The organism is Streptomyces subrutilus (assembly GCF_008704535.1).
In the GTDB taxonomy this organism is placed as follows: domain Bacteria; phylum Actinomycetota; class Actinomycetes; order Streptomycetales; family Streptomycetaceae; genus Streptomyces; species Streptomyces subrutilus.
Map to the genome: position 1 here is coordinate 1,049,425 of NZ_CP023701.1, position 22,982 is coordinate 1,072,406.

The window sequence follows — 22,982 nt, forward strand, 5'->3', positions numbered from 1 at the left end:
CCAGGGAAAGGCTGATCGAACGATGTCTGACGCCGCCGAGCCGGACGACAACCCGGCACACACCCCCACCCTCCCCGTCACCGGGGGGCAACTGGGGATCTGGCTGGCCCAGCGGATCGAACCCGACAGCTCGGCCTACAACGTCACCTTCACCCTGGAGCTGCGCGGGGACGTCGACCTCGACCGCCTGGCCGCCTCCGTGCGGCAGGTGGCCGAGGAGGCCGACTGCCTGCACGTGCGGTTCACCGCCGGGCCCGACGGACAGCCCCGGCAGCACGCCCACCGGTTCCCGGTGGACGTCCCCACCGTCGACCTGCGGGCCGCGGACGACGCCGAGTTCGCGGCCTGGGACTGGATGGAGGCCGACCGCGGGCGGACCCCCGACCTCGCGGCCGGCCCGCTCTTCCACCACGCCCTGATCCGCCTCGCCGACGACCGCGTCCTGTGGTACCAGCGCTACCACCACCTCGTCGTCGACGGGGTCAGCGTCGGCCTGCTCTCGCGGCGCGCCGGCGAGATCTACGGCGCCGGCCGGCCCTCCGGCGAGATCGACTGGACGCTCGGAGGTCTCGCCGGCGCCGAGGCCCGCTACCGCGGCTCCGCCGCGTACGAGGCGGACCGCGCGTACTGGCTGGAGCGGCTCGCCGACCGGCCCGAGCCGGTCCGCCTCTTCGAGCGCCGCCCCTCCGTGATAGCCCGGCGGGTGCGCTGCACCGACGAGTTCTCCGCGCAGGACACCGCCCTGCTGCACGCCGCCGCCGAGCGGGCCGGCGTACGGACCTCCCGGCTGGTCGTCGCGGCCGTCGCCGCCTACCTCCACCGCACCACCGGAGCCCGGGACCTGGTCCTCGGGCTGCCCGTCACCACCCGGCTGGACCCGCAGGCCGCCGAGGTCCCGGGCATGGTGTCCAACATCCTCCCGCTGCGCCTGTCGGTCCGCCCCGGCATGACCGGTGGCGAACTGCTGGATGAGGTGCGCGTCCGCATCTCCGAGGCGGTGCGCCACAGCCGCTACCGGGCCGAGGACCTGGCCAAGGACCTCGGGCTCGTCGAGGGCGTGGCCGAACTCGTCGGCCCGACCGTCAACGTGCTCCCGGGCACCGGCTGGCTGCGCTTCGGCGACCACCCGGGCGACCTGCGCCCGCAGTGGATGGGTCCCGTCAGCGACCTGGCCGTCACCGTAGGCGAGTCGCAGCGCGGCGCCGTCCGCTTCCACTTCGACGCCGACGCGGACGTGACCGGCGACGAGGAGCTCGGCGCGCACGCCCGGCGCTTCCGGCTGGTCCTGGACGCCCTCGCGACGGCGCCGGAGCTGCCCCTCGGCCGGATCGAGGTCGTCACGGCCGCCGAGCGCGAGCTGCTGCTCGACACGCTGGGCGTCTCCCCCTCCGACACCCGCGAGGTGTCCTGGCCGGCCGCCTTCGAGGAGCGGGCCGCGCTCTTCCCGGACCGCACCGCCCTCGTCTGCGAGGACCGCACCCTGACCTACGGGGAGCTGAACGCGGCCGCCAACCGGCTGGCCCGCCAGCTCCTCGCCCGCGGGACCGGCGCCGAAGACGTGGTCGCCGTGGCCGTCCCGCGCTCTCCCGAACTCGTCGTGTCCCTGCTCGCGGTGATGAAGGCCGGAGCGGCCTACCTGCCGCTGGACGCCGACCACCCGCAGGAGCGCCTCGCCTACATGCTCGCCGACTCCGGCGCGCGGACCGTCGTCACCACCCGCGACGCGGCGGCCGGCCTGCCCGACGGCGCCGCCGACCCGCTGCTCCTCGACGACCCTGAATCCGCCGCCGAGCGCGCCGCGCTGGACCCCGCCGACCCCGGGGTGCCGGTCCGTCTGGACCAGGCCGCCTACGTCATCTACACCTCGGGATCGACCGGCCGCCCCAAGGGCGTGGTCGTCTCCCACGACGGCATCGGCAGCCTGATCGCCACCGCCACCGAGCGGATCGGCATCGACGCGGACAGCCGGGTCGTGCAGTTCGCCTCGGTCGGCTTCGACGTCACCGTGTGGGACCTGGTCATGTCGCTGTGCGTCGGCGGCCGCGTCGTCCTGGTGCCCTCCGAGCGCCGCGTCGCCGGCCCCGCCCTGACCGACTACGTCCGCGAGCACGGCGCGACGCACATGATCCTGCCGCCGTCCCTGGTCTCCGCCCTGCCCGCGGAGTGCGAACTGCCCGAGGGCTCCGTGCTCGTGGTCGGCACCGAGGCCGTGCCCGGCGAGCTGATCGCCCGCTGGGCCGGCCGGGTGCGCATCGTCGTCGCCTACGGGCTGACCGAGGCCACCGTCAACTCGACGCTGTGGAGCGCCGACCCCTCCCGCCCGGGCCCCGCGCCGATCGGCCGGCCCGACCCCAACACCCGCGCCTACGTGCTCGATGCGGCGCTGCGCCCGGTACCGGTCGGCGTCGAGGGCGAGCTGTACGTCGCCGGCCGCGGCCTGGCCCGCGGCTACCTCGGCCGGGCCGTGCTGACCTCGGAGCGGTTCGTCGCCGATCCGTACGGGGGGCCGGGTACCCGGATGTACCGCACGGGCGACCGGGTCCGCTGGGGCGCGGACGGCAACCTGGAGTTCCTCGGCCGGGCCGACGGGCAGCTGAAGATACGCGGCCACCGCATCGAACCGGGCGAGATCGAGAGCGCGTTCATGGCCTGCCCGGGCATCGCCCAGGCCGCCGTGCTCGCCGTCAAGGACCAGCGGGGCGCCGCACGGCTGGTGGCCTACCTCGTCACCGGCGCGGACGGCGCGGGAGGGCCGGACGGCCCGCGGACGGCGCCCGGCGCCGGGGCCGACGCCGACGCCGACGCGACGGTGCGCGCCGCGCGCGCCCGGGTCGCGGACCTGCTGCCCGACCACATGGTGCCCTCGGCCGTACTGCGCCTGGACGGACCGCTGCCGCTGACGCCCAACGGCAAGCTCGACGTCCGTGCCCTGCCGGAGCCCCGCTGGACGTCCCTGACCGGGGACGCGGAGCCGACGACCCCTGCCGAGGCCCTGTTCGCCGGGCTGTTCGCGCAGGTGCTGGGACTGCCCTCGGTGGGCGTCCACGACAGCTTCTTCGAGCTCGGCGGCGACAGCATCGTCGTGATCCAGCTCGTCACCCGGGCCCGTGAGGCCGGCGTCGTGCTCAGCCCCCGCGAGGTCTTCCGGCTGCGCACCCCGGCCGCCCTCGCGCGGGCCACCGGCGGCGCGCCCGCCGGCCCGGTGGCCGCCGAGCCGCTGCCCGAGCCGTTCTCCCTGGTGCCGCTGACCGCCGACGAGCGGGCCGGATTCGCCGCGCTCGTGCCGGACCTCGTCGACGTGGTCCCGGCCACGCCGCTCCAGGAGGGCTTCTACTTCCATGCCCAGATGGACGGCGCCGAGGCCGACGGGTACGCCGTACAGGACACCGTCGAGCTGGCGGGCGACGTGGACGCCGAGGCCCTGCGGGTCTCCGTCCAGCACCTGCTGGACCGCCACCCCCTGCTGCGGGCGGGCTTCGCCCAGCACCCCGACGGGCGCATCGTGCAGCTCGTCGGCGCACGGGCCGAGCTGCCGTGGACCCGTACGGACCTCGCGCACCTCGACCCGGCCGGGCAGGCCGCCGCGGTGGAGGAGGCCGCGGCCGCCGAGCGCGCCGCGGGCTTCGACCTCGGCCGGCCCCCGCTGCTGCGGGCGGCGCTGCTGCGGCTCGGCGCGGACCGCTCCCTGCTGGTCCTGACCCTGCACCACATCGTGGCCGACGGCTGGTCGGTCTCCCTGATCCTGCGCCAGCTGCTGGACGGCTACCTGCCGGGCGGGGCCCCGGCGCGGCCGGAGGCCGACCAGGGCTACCGGGCCTACGCGGGCTGGCTGGCCGGCCGCGACCGGGACGGGGCCCGCGCCGCCTGGCGCGAGGCACTGGCCGGGCTCGACGGGCCGGCCGGACTGCCCGTCCGGCCCGCGGCGCCGGGCGGCGGCGGGACCGGGCGGATCACCCTGGACCTGTCGGAGGCGGAGACGGCCGCGCTGGGCGCGCGGGCCCGGGAGCTCGGGCTGACCCTGGGCAGCGTCGTCCAGGGCGGGTTCGGGCTGCTGCTCGGCGACGTCCTCGGCTCGCACGACCTGCTGCTCGGAGTCACCGTGTCGGGCCGGCAGGCTCCGGTGCGCGGGGTGGACACCCTGGTCGGCCTGCTCATCAACACCGTTCCGGCGCGCCTGTCCTGGCGCCCGGAGCAGCCGCTGGCCGAGGTACTGGCCGGCTTCCAGGAACGCCAGGCCGAGCTGCTGGACCACCAGCACCTGGGGCTCGCGGACATCCAGCGGGCGGCCGGCCGCAGCGAGCTGTTCGACGCCCTGGTGGTGGTCGAGAACCTGCCCGGCGGCGGCGACCCGACCGACCCGGCCGGGCTGATCCGGATCGCCGGGTCCGAGGTCCGGGACGCCGTGCACTACCCGCTGGCGCTGACCGTGCTGCCGGGCGACCGCCTGCGGCTCCAGCTCGACCACGACCGGACCCGGCTGGACGACGGCGCGGCCGAGCGGTTCACCGGCCGGCTGCGCGAGCTGCTCGGGCAGCTCGCGTCCGGTCCCGGGCTGCCGGTCGGCCGGATCGGCCGGAGCGCCGCCGACGGCCTGCTGGCCGGGGCGGAGCGGCCGGTCGCCGACACCACCGTGCACGGGGCGTTCGCCGCGCAGGTCCGCCGCACCCCGGACGCCACCGCGCTGCGCCACGAGGGCGGCCGGACCGGCTACGCCGAACTGGACGCGCGGGCCGAGGCGCTGGCCCACCGGCTGGTCGCCGAGGGCGCCGGCCCCGAGGCCGTGGTCGCGGTGGCGGTGCCCCGCTCGGCCGCCGAGGCGGTCGCGCTGCTCGGGGTGCTGAAGGCGGGCGCCGTCTGCCTGCCCGTCGATCCGGCCCTGCCGGGCGACCGGGTGCGGCACATGCTCGCCGACTCGGGGGCCCGGCTGCTGGTCACCACCGGCCCGGCGCGGGAGTCCCTGCCCGCCGCGGACGGGGTGCGCACGGTCCTGCTGGAGGACGACGGCACCGTCCTGGGGGCGTCCGTACGCGGCCTGCACGCCCTGCCGGAGGCCGACCCGGACGCCGCGGCCTACCTGATGTACACCTCCGGGTCCACCGGGCTGCCCAAGGGCGTCGTGGTGACGCACCGCGCCCTGGCGGGCCAACTGGCCTGGACGGCGCACCGGTTCGGCTTCGGCCCGGACGACCGGGTGCTGCACCAGTACGCGGCTGGCTTCGACCCTTCCCTCCAGGAGCTGTTCGTCCCGCTGCTGACCGGCGCGTCCGTCGTGATCGCACGGCCGGACGGGCACCGCGACCCGGCGTACCTGACCGGGCTGATCCGCGCCGAGCGGGTGACCACCCTCGACCTGGTGCCCTCGCTGTACACCGCGCTGCTGGCCGAGGACGAGGTGCCGGAGGGCGCCGACGGGCCGTGGTGGGCGCGGCTGCGCCGGGCGTTCAGCGGCGGCGAGGCGCTGACGGTCCCGCTGGCGCGGCGCTGGCGGGAGCGCACCGGGGTGCCGCTGTTCAACGTCTACGGGCCGACCGAGGCCGTCATCCAGGTCACCGGCTGGGAGGCGGTCCCGGAGCCGCCGGCCGGCGCCGGGGCGGCCGGCACGGTGCCCATCGGGCGCCCGGTGTGGAACACCCGCCTGCACGTCCTCGACCGGTACCTGCGGCCGGTGGCCGCGGGCGAGCCGGGCGAGCTGTACGTCGCCGGCGCCCAGTTGGCCCGCGGCTACCACGCGCGCCGCGCGCTCACGGCGGAGCGATTCGTCGCCGATCCGTTCGGCGGTCCCGGGGAGCGGATGTACCGCACCGGGGACCTCGTCCAGTTCAACGCGGACGGTGTGCTCACCTATCTGGGGCGCACCGACCACCAGGTCAAGATCAGGGGTAACCGGGTGGAACTCGGGGAAGTCGAAGCACGTCTGCGCAGCGAGAGCGCCGTCGGGGAGGCGGTGGTCGTCGCCCGCGCCGACGAGCGCGGGGTGACCCGGCTGGTGGCCTACCTGGTCCCGGCCGACGCGGCCGCCGGGCTGGACGCGGAGGCCGTACGGGCCTCGCTCACCGCGTCGCTGCCGGCTCCGCTGGTGCCGAGCCACTTCGTGTCCCTGGACGCGCTGCCGCTGACCGCGGCCGGCAAGACCGACCTCGCCGCCCTCCCGGCGCCCGAGGCCCGGCGCGCCGCCCGGCCGGCCGGAGCGGGCTCGCCGGAGGACCGCGCGCAGCGGCTGCGGGTGATCTTCGCCGACGTGCTCGGCCTCGACGAGGTCGGGGCGGACGAGGACTTCTTCGTCCTGGGCGGCGACAGCATCCTGTCCATGTCCGTCTCCGCGCGGGCCCGCAAGGCCGGCCTGACGGTCACGCCCCGGGCGGTCTTCGAGCACCGCACCCCGGCCGCCCTGGCGGCCGCGGCGGGCACGGCCGGTGCGGCCGCGGCCGCGCCGGCCCCCGCTTCCGACGGGGTCGGCGACCTGCCGTTGCTGCCCATCGTCCACCAGCTGCGCGAGGACGGCGGTCCGATCGGCCGCTTCAACCTGTCGATGCTGCTGCGCACGCCCGCCGGGGCCGGTGCGGCCGCGCTGACCGAGGTGCTCCAAGCGGTGCTGGACCACCACGACGGGCTGCGCATGGTGCTGTCCCGGATGGACCTGGGGCCGGCCATCCCGGCGCTGTGGTCGGCCGCGGTCCGGCCCGTCGGCGCGGTGGACGCGGCGGCGGCGCTGCGGCGGGCCGACGCCCGGGGGCTGGACGCGGACGCGCTGCGGGAGCTGGTCGCGGCGGAGTCCGACGCGGCCGCCTCCCGGCTGGACCCGGACGCCGGGAACGTCGTCCAGGCCGTCTGGTTCGACGCGGGCGACGGGGCGCAGGGCCGACTGCTGCTGGTCGTGCACCACCTGGCGGTCGACGGGGTGTCCTGGCGGGTGCTGCTGGGCGACCTGGCCGCCGCCTGGGAGGCGGTGGCCCGCGGCGCGCGGCCGGTGCTGGAGCCGGTGGCGACCTCGCTGCGGCGGTTCGCCCGGGAGGTCGCCGAGCAGGCCGTCTCCCCGCGCCGTCAGGCCGAACTCCCCTACTGGGCGCAGGTGCTGGCCCCCGGCGCGGAGCTGCTGCCCGGTACGGGCCGCGGCGGCACGGCCGGGTCGGCGCGCGAGCACGAGGTCCGGCTCACCACCGAGGAGACCCGGGCGCTGCTGACGACCGTCCCGGCGGCGGCCGGCGCCGACGTCACCGAGGTGCTGCTGGCCGCGCTGCGGCTGGCGGCGGCCCGGCGCGGCGGCCGGCCCGAGGGCGAGCTCCTCGTCGACCTGGAGCGGCACGGCCGCGAGGGGTTCGGGGACGCGCTGGACCTGTCCCGCACCGTGGGCTGGTTCACCGGCCTGCACCCGGTGCGCCTGCCCGCGGCGGGAGACCCGCTGGAGGTCCTCGGCCGGGTCACGGAGGCCGTGCGGTCGGCTCCGGACTCCGGCGCCGGGTACGGCATGCTGCGCTACCTCAACCCGCAGCTGGCCCCGGTCTTCGCCCAGCTGTCCGGCGCGCAGCTGCTGTTCAACTACTTCGGCCGGCTGCCCGCCGAGCAGACCGGCGACTGGGCGCCCGCCGCCGAGGCCGACGCGCTGCGCGTCGAGCCGGACGCGGGACTCGCGATGCCGTACCCGCTCCAGGTCAACGCGGTCTGCGCGGACACCCCGGACGGGCCCGAGCTGCGCGCCACCTGGACGTGGCCGCAGGACGGGGACGCGGCCCTGGCCGAGGCGGACGTGGTGGAACTGGCCGACGCCTGGACGGGGGCCCTGCGCGAACTGATCGCGCGCACCGGGGACGGTGCCGCGGTCCGCCGGGGGCTGCGGCCCGGGGACCTGGACCTGGTCGAGCTCGGCCAGGGGGAGATCGAGCGGGTGGAGCGGGTCAGCCCGGCGCCCGTCGCCGACATCTGGCCGCTGTCGCCGCTCCAGGAGGGCATCCACTTCCACGCCAGCTACGACGCCTCCGGGCTGGACGTCTACACCGCGCAGGACTGCTTCGACTTCGACCGCCGGCTCGACGCGGGCCGGCTGCGCGCGGCCTGCGCGGCGCTGCTGGCCCGGCACCCGGGGCTGCGCACCGGCATCACCGGCGAGGGGCTGCCCGGCCCGGTGCAGTTCCTCTGCCCGCCGGACACGATCGAGGTGCCGCTGACCGAGACCGACCTGACGGAGCTGTCCCCGGAGGAGCGCGACGAGGCGCTGGCGGAGATCTCCTCGGCGGACCGGCTGCGCCGCTTCGACCTGGCGGCTCCCCCGCTGTTCCGGCTCCGGCTGATCCGGCTGACCCCGGACGCCGACCGGCTGATGCTCAGCCACCACCTGGTGGCCTGGGACGGCTGGTCGCAGTCCCTGTTCCTGGAGGAGCTGCTCGCGCTGTACGCCTCCGCGGGCGACGACACCGGGATGGAAACCCCCGGCAGCTACCGCGACTACCTGGCCTGGCTCGCCGGGCAGGACTTCGACGCGGCCCGCGCCACCTGGCGCGCGGCCCTGTCCGGGCTCGCGGAGCCCACGCTCGTGGCCCGGGAGCGCGGCGGCGAGCCGACGATCCCGCGCCGGGGCTCGCTGGACCTCGGCCCGGAGCTGAGCGCGCGGTTGCGCCGCTCGGCCCGGGAGCACGGGCTGACGGTCAACGCGGTGCTGTCCACGGCCTGGGCGCTGGTGCTGTCGGCCGCGGTGGGCCGCGACGACGTGGTGTTCGGCGCCACGGTCGCGGGGCGCCCGGCGGAGGTGCCGGGCGCCGAGAGCGCCATCGGCATGTTCCTCAACACCGTGCCGCTGCGGATACGGCTGCGGCCCGAGGAGACGGTCCTGGAGCTGCTGCGCCGGGTGCAGTCCGAGCGGGTCGCGGTGATGGACCACGAGTACCTGGGCCTGGCGGAACTCCAGCAGGCCGGCGGGCTCGGGGTGCTCTTCGACACCTTGTACGTGCTGCAGAACTTCGCGGACGAGGACGGCTTCCGCCGGCTCTCCGAGCGACACGGCATCACCGGCGTGGGCAGCGTGGACGCCACCCACTACCCGATGACGCTCATCGTCAACCCGGCCGAGGTCGTCGGCGTCAAGCTGGAGTACCGGCCCGACCTGATCGGCGACGAGCAGGCCACGGCCACCCTGGAGCGGTTCCGGGCGCTGGTCGGGCGACTGCTGGACGGCCTGCCGGAGCGGGTCGCGGCCCTGGACCTGCTGCTGCCCGCCGAACGCACGGCCCTGGACGGCGCGCTGGCCGCGGCCGACCGGTCCGTGCCGAACGACACCGTCGCGGACCTGCTGGCCGACCAGGTGGCGCGCACCCCCGACGCGGTGGCGCTGGTCTTCGGCGCGCAGGAGCTGACGTACGCCGAACTGGACGGGCGGATCAACCGGCTGGCCCGGCTGCTGCTCGCCCGGGGCGCCGGGCCCGAGCGGGTCGTCGCCCTGGCGCTGCCGCGCTCGATCGAGATGGTCGTGGCCCTCTTCGCGGTGCTGCGCACCGGCGCGGCGTACCTGCCGCTGGACCTGGACCACCCGGCCGACCGGCTGCGGATGATGGTCGAGGACACCGGGCCGCTGTGCCTGGTGTCCACGGCGGCGGTCGCGCCGACGCTGCGCGGCCCGGCGGGTCCGCTCGCGCTCGAACTGGCCCTGGACGACCCGGCGGTGGCGGCCGAACTGGCCGCGCTGCCCGACGGGACGGTCACCGACGCCGAGCGGCCCGCGTTCGCCCGTACGGTCGGGGACCGGCTGGAGCACCCGGCGTACGTGATCTACACCTCGGGCTCCACCGGCCGCCCCAAGGGCGTGGTCACCCCCTACCGGGGTCTGACGAACATGCAGCTCAACCACCAGGTCGAGGTATTCGACCCGGCCATCGCCTCGGCCGGCGGGCGGCGGCTGCGGATCGCGCACACCGTCTCCTTCGCCTTCGACATGTCGTGGGAGGAGCTGCTCTGGCTCGTCGAGGGCCACGAGGTCCACGTGTGCGACGAGGAGCTGCGGCGCGACGCCGCCGCTCTGGTCGCCTACTGCGACCTGCACCGCGTCGACGTGGTGAACGTGACCCCGACCTACGCCCAGCTCCTCATCGAGGAGGGCCTGCTGGAGCACGACGAGGCCGCGGGCCGGCACCGGCCCGCGCTGGTCCTGCTCGGCGGCGAGGCCGTCTCCGACGCCGTGTGGACCCGGCTGGCCCGTACCGAGGACACGTACGGCTACAACCTGTACGGCCCCACCGAGTACACGATCAACACCCTCGGCGGGTCCACCGCCGACAGCGCGACCCCGACCGTCGGCCGGCCGATCCGCGGCACCCGCGGGCACGTCCTGGACGCGATGCTGCGGCCGGTGCCCCCGGGCTGCCCGGGCGAGCTGTACGTATCCGGCACCGGGCTGGCCCGCGGCTACCACGACCGGGCGGCCCTGACCGCGGACCGGTTCGTCGCGGACCCCTTCGGGGCCCCGGGCGAGCGCATGTACCGTACGGGCGACCTCGTGCGGCAGCGGCCGGACGGGCTGATCGACTTCCTCGGCCGGACCGACGACCAGGTCAAGATCCGCGGCTACCGCGTGGAGCTCGGCGAGATCGGCGCGGCCCTGTCCGACCATCCGCGGATCGCGCACGCGGCCGTCGTCGTGGCGGAACACGCGGGCAACAAGCGGCTGGTGGGGTACGTGGTGCCCGAGCCGGACGGCGGGGACCGCGACGCGCTGCTGCCGGCGGTGCGCGAGCACCTCAAGTCGGTGCTGCCCGGCTACATGGTCCCGGCGGCCCTGGTCGCCGTGGACACGCTGCCGCTGACCGTGAACGGCAAGCTCGACGTGAAGGCGCTGCCCGCGCCGGACCTCGGCGGCTCCGGCCCCCGGCGGGCACCCCGCTCGCCGCGGGAGGAGGCCCTCTGCGCCCTGTTCGCCGAGGTGCTCGGGCTGCCCGAGGGGGCGGTCGGGATCGACGACTCGTTCTTCGACCTCGGCGGGCACTCGCTGCTCGCCACCCGGCTGGTCAGCCGGGCCCGGACCGCGCTCGCGGCCGAGCTGGCGATCCGCGACCTGTTCGAGGCCCCCACCGTCGCCGAACTCGCCGAGCGCGCCGGGCGCCGGCAGGACGCGGGCCGGCCCGCCCTGACCGCCGGCGAGCGGCCCGCCGAGCTGCCGCTTTCCCACGCCCAGCAGCGGCTGTGGGTCATCCAGCAGATCGAGGCGGCCTCGGCCGCCTACAACTTCCCGCTCGTGATGCGGCTGCGCGGCGCCCTGGACGTGGAGGCGTGGACGGCGGCCCTGGCCGACGTCACGGGCCGCCACGAGGCGCTGCGCACGGTCTTCACGGTGCGCGAGGGCCAGGCCTTCCAGCGGGTGCTGCCCGCCGGCGAGGCCCGGCCGGTGGTCGAGGTGGCGGCGGCCGCCGAGGCGGACCTGCCCGCGCTGATCGACGCGGCGGTGGACCGGCCGTTCGACCTGGCGTCCGAACTCCCGCTGCGGGCCACGGTCTTCACGGTGGCGCCGCAGGACCACGTGGTCGTCCTGCTGCTGCACCACATCACCACGGACGAGTGGTCGGACCGGCCGTTCCTGCGCGACCTGGCCACGGCCTACGCCGCCCGCCTGGACGGCACGGAGCCCCGCTTCGAGCCGCTGCCGGTGCAGTACGCGGACTACGCCCTGTGGCAGCGGGATCTGCTGGGCGACGCCGCCGACCCGGCGAGCCTCGCCGCGCGGCAGCTGGAGTTCTGGCGGACCGCCCTGGAGGGCGCGCCGGAGGAGACCGAGCTGCCCGCCGACCGGCCCCGGCCGGCCCGGCCCGCCTTCACGGGCGGGGAGCTGGAGGTCGCGTTCGACGCCGAGACCCACCAGGGGCTGCGGCGCCTGGCCCGGGAGCACAACGCCAGCATGTTCATGGTGGTGCACGCGGCCGTCGCCGCGCTGCTGCACCGGATGGGCGCGGGCGACGACATCCTGGTCGGCTCCCCCATCGCGGGGCGCGGGGACGAGGCCCTGGACGACCTGGTGGGCTTCTTCGTCAACACCCTGGTGCTCCGCACCGACCTGGGCGGCGATCCCGGCTTCGGGGAGCTGCTGACGCGGGTGCGCGACACCGCGCTGGCCGCCTTCTCCCACGCGGACGTGCCCTTCGAGGCGGTCGTGGAGAAGCTGAACCCGGCCCGCTCGCTGGCCCGCAACCCACTCTTCCAGGTGATGGTCGGCTACCACCACCGCACCGGCGGGGAGCTGTCCCTGCCGGGGCTGGCGGTGGAGTTCGTACCGTTCCGCATCAGCGCGGCCAAGTTCGACCTGGTGTTCAGCTTCACCGAGCGGACCGGGGCCGGCGCGGAGCCGGACGGGCTGGACTGCCGGCTGGAGTTCGCCACCGAGCTGTTCGACCGGGAGACCGCGGAGCTGTTGGGCGAGCGGCTGCGGCGGCTCGTCGCGCTGGCGGCCGCCGATCCGCTGCTGCCGGTGTCCCGGCTGGAGGTCCTCGACCCCGAGGAGCGCCGGCTGGTCCTGGAGGGGTTCAACGCCACCGGCCGGGAGGTCGACGAGGCCTCCCTGCCCGAACTGTTCGCGCGGCGCCTCGCCGAGCGGCCGGACGCCCCCGCGGTGGTGGAGCGGTCCGGGACGCTGAGCTACGCGCAGCTCGACGCCCGCTCCCGGCGCATCGCACGGCTGCTGGCCGGGCGCGGGGTGGGCGCGGAGAGCGTGGTCGGCGTGGCGGTGCCGCGGTCGGCCGACATGGTCGCGACGGTGCTGGCCGTCCTCAGGCTCGGCGCGGCCTTCCTGCCGCTCGACCTGGTCCACCCCGCGGACCGGCTCGCGTACATGGTCGGGGACTCGGGCGCCGCCCTGGTCGTCGGCACCGAGCCGGTCGCCGGGAAGATCCCCGCGGCCGAGGGCGTCGAGGTGCTGCTGCTCGACGCGCCGGACACCGCGGCCGCGCTCGACGCCCCGTCGGACGGCGACGCGGCGCTGCCGTCCGTACCGCTGGACGCGGCGGCGTACGTGATCTACACCTCGGGCTCGACGGGCCGCCCCAAGGGCGTGGCCGTGCCGCACGAGGGCATCTCCAGCCTGGTCGCCACGGCGGTGGACCGGATGGGGCTGGAACGCGACAGCCGGGTCCTGCAGTTCGCCTCCATCGGCTTCGACGTGGCCGTGTTCGAGCTGGCCATGGCCCTGTGCCACGGCGGCAGCCTGGTGCTCGTCCCCGACGAGGCCCGGGTGGCCGGCACCGCCCTCACCGATTTCCTGGCGGAGCAGGCGATCACCCACATGATCCTGCCGCCCTCGCTGGTGTCGGCCCTGCCGGCCGGCTGCGAGCTGCCCGAGGGCTCGACGATCCTGGTCGGCACCGAGACCGTGCCGCCGGACCTCTTCGAGCGGTGGGGCGCCTCGGTGAACCTCATCGCGGCCTACGGGCTGACCGAGGCCACCGTGAACTCCACGCTGTGGCCGGCGCGGCAGTCCGGCGGGCGCCCCGGCGGACGCGTGCCGATCGGCCGCCCCGACCCCAACACCCGCTGCTACGTGCTGGACGCGACCCTCTCCCCGGTCCCGCCGGGCGTGACGGGCGAGCTGTACGTGGCCGGCCGCGGCCTGGCCCGCGGCTACCTCGGCAAGTCCGGGCTGACCTCGGAGCGGTTCGTCGCCGACCCGTACGGGCCGCCCGGCAGCCGGATGTACCGCACCGGGGACCGGGCCCGCTGGCGGCGCGACGGGAACCTGGACTTCCTGGGCCGGGTCGACACGCAGGTGAAGATCCGCGGCTTCCGCATCGAACTGGGCGAGATCGAGGCCGCCCTGGCCGCCCACCCGGACGTGGCCCAGGCCACGGTGGTGGCCGACCGGGACGGGGACATCGTGCGCCTGGTGGGGTACGCCGTCGCGGAGCGCGGGGAGCTCGATCCGCGCGCCCTGCGCGCCCACGCGGCCGGGCTGCTGCCGGAGTACATGGTGCCCGCCCTCGTGGTGCCGCTGGACGGCCCGCTTCCGTTGACCCCGAACGGGAAGCTGGACCACAAGGCGCTGCCGGCGCCGGACTGGTCGGGGATGACGGGCGACGCCCGTCCCGCCGACGCCACCCAGGCGCGGCTGGCACGGCTGTTCGGGGAGATCCTCAAGCTGGACGAGGTCGGTGTCCACGACAGCTTCTTCGCGCTGGGCGGCCACTCGATGGCGTCCATGCGGCTGCTCGGCCGGATCAGGTCCGAGTTCGGGGTGGAGCTGGGCATCCGCGACGTCTTCGACGCCCTGACGGTCAGCGGCCTGGCGGAGCGGCTCGACGGCGCACGGGCCGCCCGGCCCGCACTGCGGGCGGGCGCCGGTGCGGCGTCCGGCTCCGGTGAGGGGCCGGACGGGGCGCCGGCCGCTCCGGTGCAGCGCGCGCAGTGGGAGGCGTACCGGCTGCTGCCCGGCTTCGACAGCGCGCTCGCGCTGCGCGGCCCGGGCGGTCTGGACCCGGCGGCCCTGACGGCGGCCCTGGCCGACCTGGTGGAGCGGCACGCACCGCTGCGCACCTCCTTCGCGCCGGACGGCGGGACGCTGCGGCTGCGGCCGGCCGCCGAGCCGCCGGTGCTGCGCGTGGAGGACTGCGCCGACCTCGACGCCGCGCTGGCCGAGCGCGCGGCCCGGGCCTTCGACCCGGCCGTGGAGGCCCCGCTGCGGGCCCACTTGCTGACGGCTCCGGACGGCGCCCAGGCGCTGCTGCTGGCCTCGCACTACCTGGCCGTGGACGAGTGGTCGGTGGTGCCGCTGTTCCGGGACCTGACCACCGCCTACGCGGCCCGGGCCGACGGCCGGGCGCCCGCGTGGGAGCCGCTGCCCGTCTCGTACGCGGACTACGCGGCCTGGGCCCACGAGGTGCTCGGCGACCTCGCCGACCCGGCGGGCGCCGGCGGGCAGCAGCTCGCGTACTGGCGCCGGACCCTGCGGGGCGTCCCGCACGCCCTGGCACTGCCGACGGACCGGCCGCGCCCGGCGGAGCCCGGCCCGGCCGGGTACACGGCGGGCCAGGTGCCCTTCGTCCTGGACGCGGGGCTGCACGCCCGGGTGGACGCGCTGGCCCGGACGACCGGCACCAGCATGTTCATGGTGCTGCAGGCGGCGCTGTCGGCGCTGCTCACGGCCCACGGCGCCGGCACGGACCTGCCGATCGCCACGATGGTCGCGGGACGGTCCGACGAGCGGCTCGCGCCGCTGGTGGGCTGCTTCCTGAACACGGTGGTGCTGCGCACGGACACCGGGGGCGACCCGACGTTCGAGGAGCTGCTGACCCGGGTGCGCGAGACGACGCTGAACGCCCTGGACCGGCAGGAGGTGCCGTTCGACGAGGTGCTGCGGGCGGCCGGACTGCCGCCCCGGGGCCCGCAGGTGCGGGTGGTCCACCACGAGCAGGCCGACCTGGGCGAACTGGAGGGCGGCATGGGCGCCTTCCACGCCGTTCCCCCGTCGCGCACGGCGGCCGAGCTGACGCTCAGCTTCTACGAGCCGCTCGGGGACGGGCCGGTCCACGGCGAGCTGATCCATGCCACCGAGCTGCTGGGGACCGCAAAGGCCCGGCAGCTCGCCGAAGAACTCCACGTGCTCGTCGAGCACGTGGCCGCAGACCCGCGGCAGCCGCTCTCGGAGCTGTTCGCGATCATGTCCGCAAGGACGACGAGGAGTGAGAACGCATGACGACCAACCCGTTCGAGGACCCGCAGGGAAGCTTCCTGGTGCTGGTCAACGAAGAGGGCCAGCACTCGCTGTGGCCGTCCTTCGCCGAGGTGCCGGCGGGGTGGGCGACCGTGTTCGGCGCGGACACCCGTGAGGCCTGCCTCGCCCACGTGGAGGCCAACTGGACGGACCTGCGGCCCAAGAGCCTGATCGGCCGCCAGGCCTGACACCCCGGAAGGCCGGGCCCGCTCGCCGGGCCCGGCCTTCCGCGTACCCGGGGTCCGGCGGCGCGGGGAGCCGTGCGTACGGGGCCGCGGGTACACGGGGCCGCGGGTGCACGCGACTGCGGGTGCACGGAGCCCGAGCGGCCCGCGCCGCGGGTCCACCCCGTACGCACGCACGAGAGCCCCGGACACCGCACCAGCGGTGTCCGGGGCTCTCGTTGCGGGGGCGGCGCGGGCGGGGGCGCTGCGCGGCGTCCCCGCCCGTCCGGTCAGGCCTCGCGCGGGCGGGGCACGGCGGCCTCCTCGGCTCCGGTGCGGCGGCTGTCCGACCAGGCCGACCAGAGGGCGGCGTAACTGCCGCCCGCGGCCACCAGTGCCGCATGGGTGCCGCTCTCCACGACGCGGCCCCGGTCGAGGACGACGATGCGGTCCGCGGTGGCCGCCTGCGGCAGCCGGTGGGCGACCATCAGGCCGGTCCGCCCCTCCAACGCCCGCAGCGCGGCGCCCTCCAGGGTGCGGGCGCCGGCGCTGCCGGCGTCCGCGGTGGCCTCGTCGAGGATGGCGACCGGCGGGTCGGCGAGCACCAGCCGGGCCAGGGCGAGCTGCTGGGCCTGGGTCACCGTGAGCCGGTGCCCGCCCTCGCCGACGACGGTGGCCGCGCCCTCGGGCAGGGCCTCGACCCAGGTGAGGGCGTCGACGCGGGCGAGTGCGGCGGTGATCTCGGCGTCGGTCGCCCCGGGCCGGGCCAGCCGCAGGTCCTCGGCCAGGGGGCCTGCGAAGACGTGCACTTCCTGGCTGATCAGCGTGACGGCCCGGCGCACTCCGGCGGGGCCGAGTGCGCGGGTGTCGGCTCCGCCGAGTTCGACGGAGCCGCCGGTCGGCCGGTGGACGCCGGCGATCAGCTTCGCCAGGGTGGTCTTGCCGGCGCCGCTCGCGCCGACGAGCGCGACCCGTTCGCCGTCGCGGACCTCCAGGTCGACCGCGTCGAGCACCGGGTGCCCGGACGCGTAGGCGTGGCTGAGTTCGCGTACCCGTACGGAGCCGTCGGCCGGCCGGGCCGCGTCGGCCGGGTCCTCCTCGGCGGGCAGGTCGGAGACGCCGACGAGGCGGGCGAGGCTCGCTCCGGCGGACTGGGCGTCGTCGATGAGGAACAGCGCGGCGTTGACCGGGTTGAAGAGGCTGTGGAAGTAGAGCGCGGCCGCGGTGGCCGTGCCGATGCTGACGGAGCCGTTGCCGACCAGCAGGAAGCCGGTGACCAGGACGGCGGCCAGCCCGATGAACTCGGCCAGGTTGAGCCGGGAGAAGAAGCCGGAGACGAGCCGGATGCCGCGCAGGGCCAGGTCGACGGCCTCGCGCGAGCGGGATTCGAGCAGCTTGGCGTGCTGGTCGGTGAGCCGGAAGGCCCGGACGGTGCGGACGCCGCCGACGCTGTCGAGCAGTTGGTGTTGGAGGGCGCCGTTGGCCACGCGGTGGGCCGCGTACACGGGGACCGCGCGCGGGATGTACCAGCGGACGGTGAGGACGTGGACGGGGACGGCCAGCAGGACGGCGGCCAGGAACCGCCAGTCGAGCACGGCCAGTCCGGCCAGGGTGAGCACGATGGTGAGCAGGGCGGTGGTGAACTCGGGCAGGGCCTGGCGGACGACCCGGGTGATGAGGGTGACGTCGCCGGTCACCCGGGAGGTGAGGTCGCCCGAGCCGGCCTGTTCGACCCGCTCCAGCGGAAGGTTCAGCGCGCGGTCGATGAAGCGTTCGCGCAGGCCCGCCAGGACGGTCTCGCCGAGCCGTGCGACGAGTGCGCTGCCGAGCCCGGTGGCGGCGCCGCGGCCGACGGCCACGACGAGCAGCAGCACCATCGGCACGGTGAGGGAGGCGGCGCCCCGCTGCCCCGCGACCAGGTCGACCATCCGGCCCAGGATCGGGGCGGTGAGCAGGCCGATGCCGGTGCCCAGGGTGAGGACGCCGACGGCGGTGAAGGTCTGCAGGCGCCGGCCGCGGAGCAGTGCGCCGACGGCGGCGAGGGTCTGGGCGCCGCTCGCCACGGGCAGGATGACCCGCCCGGGCGCGGCGCCGGCCCCCGGCTCCCCGGCGGCGGCCGTGGGCTGCGGCGGGGCGGCCGGTTCGTTCGCGGGGGTCATACGAGCACCACCGATCGGTAGGAGGCGTCCGCGGTGACGAGGTCCGGGTGGCGCCCGTCGGCGGTGACGGCGCCGTCGCTGATGACGACCACGCGGTCGGTCACGGCGAGCAGCGCGGGACTGGTGGTGACGAGCAGGGTGGTGCGGCCCTTGCGCAGGTCGCGCAGCCGGGTGGCGATCAGCGATTCGGTGACGGTGTCGACGGCGGTGGTCGGGTCGTGGAGGACCAGGACCTGCGGGTCCGCGGCCAGTGCCCGGGCCAGTGCGACCCGTTGGCGCTGGCCGCCGGACAGGGACCTGCCGCGTTCGCTGAGCGGGGTGTGCACGCCCTGGGGCAGGGCGCGGGCCACGTCGTCGGTGGTGGAGGCGCTGAGCACGGGCCCGAGCTCCTCGGCGGGGGTCTCCGTGCCGGCCCGTACGTTGTCGAGCAGGCTGGCCTCGAAGAGGTCGGCGTCGTGGTGGGCGACGAGGACGGCCCGGCGGACGGCGTCGGGGTCGAGGGAGGCCATGTCGGCGCCGGCGAGTTCGATCGTGCCCTGTCCCGGGTCGAACTCGCGGCCGAGGCACAGCAGGAGGTCGGTGGCGGCGGCCGGGTCGGGGCAGACGACGCCGACGAGGCTCCCGTCGGCGATGTCCAGGTCGATCCCGCGCAGCGCGCCGTACGAGACGCCGCGCAGCCGCAGTCCGCCGGTGAACGGGACGGGCAGCGGGGCGGTGCCCGAGGGGACGGCGTGCGGGGAGGCGAGCACCTCGTCGAGGCGGGCCGCGGAGGCGCGTCCCTGGGCGAACTCGGCGCTGACGTAGGTCAGGAGCTGGAAGGGGCCGAGGAGGAACTGGGCGAGGCCGACCGCGGCGACGAGTTGGCCGATGCTGAGCGAGCCGTCCATGGCCAGGCGCGCGCCGACCAGGCCGATGACGGCGATGAAGGCGCCGGTCAGGGCGAGGATGGCGCCGTCGTGCCAGGACCTGCTGCTCGCGGCGCGCAGGGCGGCCGCGAGGGAGTCCTGGCTGGTGCGGCGGTAGCGGGCGACGGCGGCCGGCCCGGCCCCGATGCCCTTGAGCACGCGCAGGCCGGCCACCAGGTCGGCGGCGACGCCCGAGGCGTGGGCGGCCCGGTCCTGTTCGGCCTCGCTGCGCCGTTCGAGGGGGCGGCTGATGCGGTGGCCGATCCACAGCAGGGGCGGTACGCCGAGGAGGATGAGCAGGCCGAGGGGGACGGACACCCGCAGCAGGGCGACGGCGCTGACGGCGAGTCCGGCGACGGCGGCTATGCCGTAGGGCAGGGCGGCGACGACGGCGCCGACCCGGGCCGCGTCGCCGGTGGCCATGGCGGTGAGGGCGCCGGGGAGCCGGCCGGAGTCGGCGCCGCCGCGCGGGTCCAGGACCCGGGTGCCGAGTTCGGTGCGGATGCGGTGGGCCGCCCGTTCGCCGGAGCCGTCGGTGATGCGGGCGGCGGTGCGGTAGCAGGTGGACAGGACGAGGAAGAGCGCGGCGAGGACCAGCAGCCAGCGCAGCAGCGCTCCCGCCGATCCGGTGGCGACGGCCCGGTCGATGATGACGCCGATGACCACGGGCACCATGGCCTCGCAGGCCTGATGGGTGGTGCCGAGGAGCGAGGCGGCGGCGACCCGGCGCCGCTGCGCGCTGATCGCGCGCCGGAGAACAGAGCCTCCGGGTGGACTGCCGTCGAGCATGCGGGACCTCCGGAGGACCACTGGTTAGGTAAGGCTACTCTAATGTTCTCAAGCCGGAATCAGGTACGAGCGCCGCCCACCAGGTGGACTTCCTTACCCGATAAGGGAGTTGACCCTATGGAGTTTATTCGGTTAGCCTCACCTAAGTTAACGCTGCGCGGTTGGTCGCTGGGGGGAGCCTTGTTGTCCGTCGACACCCGGACGGAAGTCGGGAACGACACCAAGGGGGCGGCGTCCGCGCCGCCGTCGCGAAGAGCGGCGCTCGCCGTGCTGCGCGGCGCCGGCCTGCTGGTCGCCCTGGCCTCACTCGTCGTCATCGCCCTGCTGAGCGTGTGGCTGGGCACCCGCGACATCCCCTTCACCTCCACCTGGAGCGTCCTGTGGAACCCCGACGGGTCGCAGGCCTCGGTCATCATCCACAGCTACCGCATCCCCCGGACCGTACTCGGCGTGCTCGTGGGGATCGCCCTCGGGCTCTCCGGCGCCCTCATGCAGGCCCTGACCCGCAACCCGCTCGCCGATCCCGGCCTGCTCGGCGTCAGCCTCGGGGCCTCGACGGGCGTGGTGGTGGCCATCTCCTTCCTGGGCATCGGAACGGCCCTGGGCTACGTCTGGTTCGCCTTCGCGGGCGCCGCCGTCGCCTCGGTCGTGGTCTACCTGCTCGGCTCGGCGGGCCGGAAACTGGCCACGCCGGACCGGCTGGTGGTCGCCGGGTCCGCCGTGACCGCCGTGCTCTTCGCGTTCAACTCCGCGATCCTGCTGCTCGACCCGCGCGCCTTCAACCAGTTCCGCTTCTGGACGGTGGGCGCGCTCTCCGGCCGGCGCATGGACGTCGTGTGGGTGATCCTCCCGTTCGTCGTCGCGGGGCTGCTCCTCGCCCTGCTGCTGGCCCCCTCCCTCAACGCCCTCGCCATGGGAGACCAGCTCGGCCGGGCCCTGGGGGTGAACGTCGGCCGCACCCGGGTGCTCGGCGTCGTCGCCGTGATGCTGCTGTGCGGCGCCGCGACCGCCGCCGCCGGACCCATCGGCTTCGTCGGCCTGGTCGTGCCGCACGTGTCCCGCTTCGTCGTGGGCCCCGACCAACGCTGGGTGCTGGCCTACTCGACCGTCCTCGCCCCGGTCCTGCTGGTCGGCTCCGACGTCCTGGGCCGGGTGATCGGCGCGCCCGGCGAGATCCAGGTGGGCATCGTCACCGCGTTCGTCGGTGCGCCGCTGTTCCTCGCCCTCTGCCGCCGCCGAAAGCTGGTCATGCTGTGAGCCCCGCCCCGGAGACCGAGACCTCCGCGCCGGCCGGCGCCCCCGCCGCCCGGGACCGCGCCGCCCGACCCCACGTCGTCTCGGGGCGGGTCGTACGGGGCGGCCGCAGCGGGCTCTCCCTGCGCTTCCACGGCCGTACGCTCCTGGTCACCGTCGCCCTGGCCGCCATCCTCCTCGCGGTCATGCTGGTCTCCCTGACCACCGGCGACTTCACGCTGTCCGTACCGGAGGTGCTCGGGGCCCTGACCGGCAACGGCTCCGGCGGGGCCGACTTCATCGTCAACACCCTGCGCATGCCCCGCCTGGTGACCGCCCTGTGCGTGGGCGCGGCGCTGTCCGTGAGCGGCGCGGTCCTGCAGAGCCTGACCCGCAACCCGCTGGGCAGTCCCGACATCATCGGCTTCACCAACGGCTCGGCCACCGGCGCCCTCATCGTCATCGTCACCCTGCACGGCAGCATGACGCAGATCGTGCTGGGCGCGCTGATCGGCGGCCTCGGCACGGCCCTCGCCGTCTACCTGCTGGTGTTCCGCGGGGGCGTCCAGGGCTTCCGGCTCGTCGTCATGGGCATCGGCGTGAGCGCGCTGCTGCTCGCCGTCAACTCCTACCTCATCACCCGCGCCAGCTGGCAGGAGGCCCTGGAGGCCCAGTCCTGGCTGATCGGCAGCCTCGGCAACCGGACCTGGGACCACGCGGCGGCGGTCGGCGCCGCCGTCGCGGTGCTGCTGCCGTTCGCGTTCCTCCTCGGCCGCCGGCTGACCATGGTGGAGATGGGCGACGACACCGCGACGGCCCTCGGCGTGAACGTGGCCCGCACCCGGACCGCGCTGCTGATCGTCAGCGTGGCCCTGGCCGCCTTCGCCACCGCCGTGACCGGCCCGATCTTCTTCATCGCGCTGGCCGCCCCGCAGCTGTCCCGCAAGCTGATCCGCTCCTCTGGCTCCGGGCTGGTCCCGGCCGCCCTGATGGGCGCGGTCCTGCTGGCCGTGAGCGACCTCGCGGTCCAGCGGCTGTTCTCCCCCGCCCTGCTGCCGGTCGGCACGGCCACCGGCACCATCGGCGGGCTCTACCTGATCTGGCTGCTGGTCTCCGAGTCGCGAAAGAGCCGCGCATGACACGTACGAGCCAGCCGGGCGCCGTCCCGCCGCAGCAGGGGGGCGCCGTCTCCGTACGCCGGGACGCCGGCGCCCCGGAGCAGGGGGCCGCCGCGCCGACGGCCCGGCTGCGGGCGCAGGGCCTGACCCTCTGCTACGAGCAGCGGACCGTGGCCACCGACCTCGGTGTGGTCATCCCCGACCACTCCTTCACCGTCATCATCGGCCCCAACGCCTGCGGGAAGTCCACCCTCCTCAAGGCCCTCGCGCGGATGCTCAAGCCGAAGGCGGGCGAGGTCTACCTGGACGGCGCCCCGATCGGCTCCTACCGTTCCCGCGAGGTCGCCCGCCGCCTCGGCCTGCTGCCGCAGTCCTCGACCGCGCCGGGCGGCATCACCGTCGGCGACCTGGTCGCCCGGGGCCGCTACCCGCACCAGCGGATGCTGAGGCAGTGGTCCGCGCGGGACGAGGACGCCGTGGCCGAGGCGATGCGCCAGACCGGCGTGCTCGAACTCGCCGACCGGCCCGTGGACGACCTCTCCGGCGGACAGCGCCAGCGGGTCTGGCTGTCCATGGTGCTCGCCCAGGAGACCTCCGTCCTGCTGCTCGACGAGCCCACCACCTACCTGGACATCGCCCACCAGGTGGAGGTGCTGAACCTCTGCGCCGACCTGCACGAGCGCAAGGGCCACACCATCGTCGCCGTGCTCCACGACCTCAACCAGGCCTGCCGGTACGCCAGCCACCTCGTCGTGATGAAGCCCGGCGGAGTCATCGCCGCCGAGGGCCACCCCTCCTCGGTGATGACCGCCGAGCTCGTCGAGGACGTCTTCGGCCTGCCCTGCCGGATCATCGAGGACCCCGAGACCGGCACCCCGCTGATGGTCCCCACCGCCCGCACCCGCCACCACCCGGCCCCCGGGACCGTGGCGCACACCCCCTGA

7 protein-coding genes are annotated in these 22,982 nt (G+C 75.9%); 5 read left to right on the plus strand and 2 right to left on the minus strand.

The genetic code is table 11. The annotated features are described in order from the left end of the window. The first annotated feature begins 22 nt into the window (after nucleotides 1-22). Together CP968_RS04505 and CP968_RS04510 are read left to right on the plus strand one after the other, a co-directional pair. Nucleotides 23-15,652: a non-ribosomal peptide synthetase gene (locus tag CP968_RS04505; RefSeq protein ID WP_150516747.1), complete on the plus strand. Its 15,630-nt coding sequence runs from the start codon at nucleotides 23-25 to the stop codon at nucleotides 15,650-15,652. Continuing rightward, nucleotides 15,649-15,858, plus strand: coding sequence for an MbtH family protein (locus tag CP968_RS04510; protein WP_150516748.1), 210 nt, complete (start codon nucleotides 15,649-15,651; stop codon nucleotides 15,856-15,858). Before CP968_RS04505 ends, CP968_RS04510 begins: the two co-directional genes overlap by 4 nt. 266 nt (nucleotides 15,859-16,124) lie before the next feature. Here the strand turns inward: CP968_RS04510 and CP968_RS04515 are convergent, their stop codons facing one another. Together CP968_RS04515 and CP968_RS04520 are read right to left on the minus strand one after the other, a co-directional pair. After that, nucleotides 16,125-17,993 (minus strand): ABC transporter ATP-binding protein, encoded by a 1,869-nt coding sequence (locus CP968_RS04515; protein WP_150516749.1) that lies wholly within the window; start codon nucleotides 17,991-17,993, stop codon nucleotides 16,125-16,127. Beyond that, complete coding sequence (locus CP968_RS04520) at nucleotides 17,990-19,687, minus strand: ABC transporter ATP-binding protein (RefSeq protein ID WP_150516750.1); 1,698 nt, start codon at nucleotides 19,685-19,687, stop codon at nucleotides 17,990-17,992. The genes CP968_RS04515 and CP968_RS04520 overlap by 4 nt, the downstream gene beginning before the upstream one ends. Nucleotides 19,688-19,870: 183 nt before the next feature. Here CP968_RS04520 and CP968_RS04525 point away from each other — a divergent pair, with 183 nt between their 5' ends. Genes CP968_RS04525 through CP968_RS04535 form a run of 3 tightly spaced genes read left to right on the plus strand, consistent with a single transcriptional unit; the run spans nucleotide 19,871 to nucleotide 22,982 of the window. Beyond that, nucleotides 19,871-20,944: a FecCD family ABC transporter permease gene (locus tag CP968_RS04525; RefSeq protein ID WP_229886306.1), complete on the plus strand. Its 1,074-nt coding sequence runs from the start codon at nucleotides 19,871-19,873 to the stop codon at nucleotides 20,942-20,944. Beyond that, nucleotides 20,941-22,059 carry a FecCD family ABC transporter permease gene (locus CP968_RS04530; protein WP_167536758.1) on the plus strand — a complete coding sequence of 373 codons (1,119 nt, stop codon included), beginning with the start codon at nucleotides 20,941-20,943 and terminating at the stop codon, nucleotides 22,057-22,059. The genes CP968_RS04525 and CP968_RS04530 overlap by 4 nt, the downstream gene beginning before the upstream one ends. Then, the gene (locus CP968_RS04535) at nucleotides 22,056-22,982 is read left to right on the plus strand and encodes an ABC transporter ATP-binding protein (protein ID WP_229886308.1); all 927 of its coding nucleotides are present in this window, start codon (nucleotides 22,056-22,058) and stop codon (nucleotides 22,980-22,982) included. Before CP968_RS04530 ends, CP968_RS04535 begins: the two co-directional genes overlap by 4 nt.

What these genes read in the sequence shown, in the direction of transcription:
- CP968_RS04505 (WP_150516747.1), top strand. Translation starts at nt 23, where the DNA reads ATGTCTGACGCCGCCGAGCCGGACGACAACCCGGCACACACCCCCACC.
- CP968_RS04510 (WP_150516748.1), top strand. Translation starts at nt 15,649, where the DNA reads ATGACGACCAACCCGTTCGAGGACCCGCAGGGAAGCTTCCTGGTGCTG.
- CP968_RS04515 (WP_150516749.1), bottom strand. Translation starts at nt 17,993, where the DNA reads ATGACCCCCGCGAACGAACCGGCCGCCCCGCCGCAGCCCACGGCCGCC.
- CP968_RS04520 (WP_150516750.1), bottom strand. Translation starts at nt 19,687, where the DNA reads ATGCTCGACGGCAGTCCACCCGGAGGCTCTGTTCTCCGGCGCGCGATC.
- CP968_RS04535 (WP_229886308.1), top strand. Translation starts at nt 22,056, where the DNA reads ATGACACGTACGAGCCAGCCGGGCGCCGTCCCGCCGCAGCAGGGGGGC.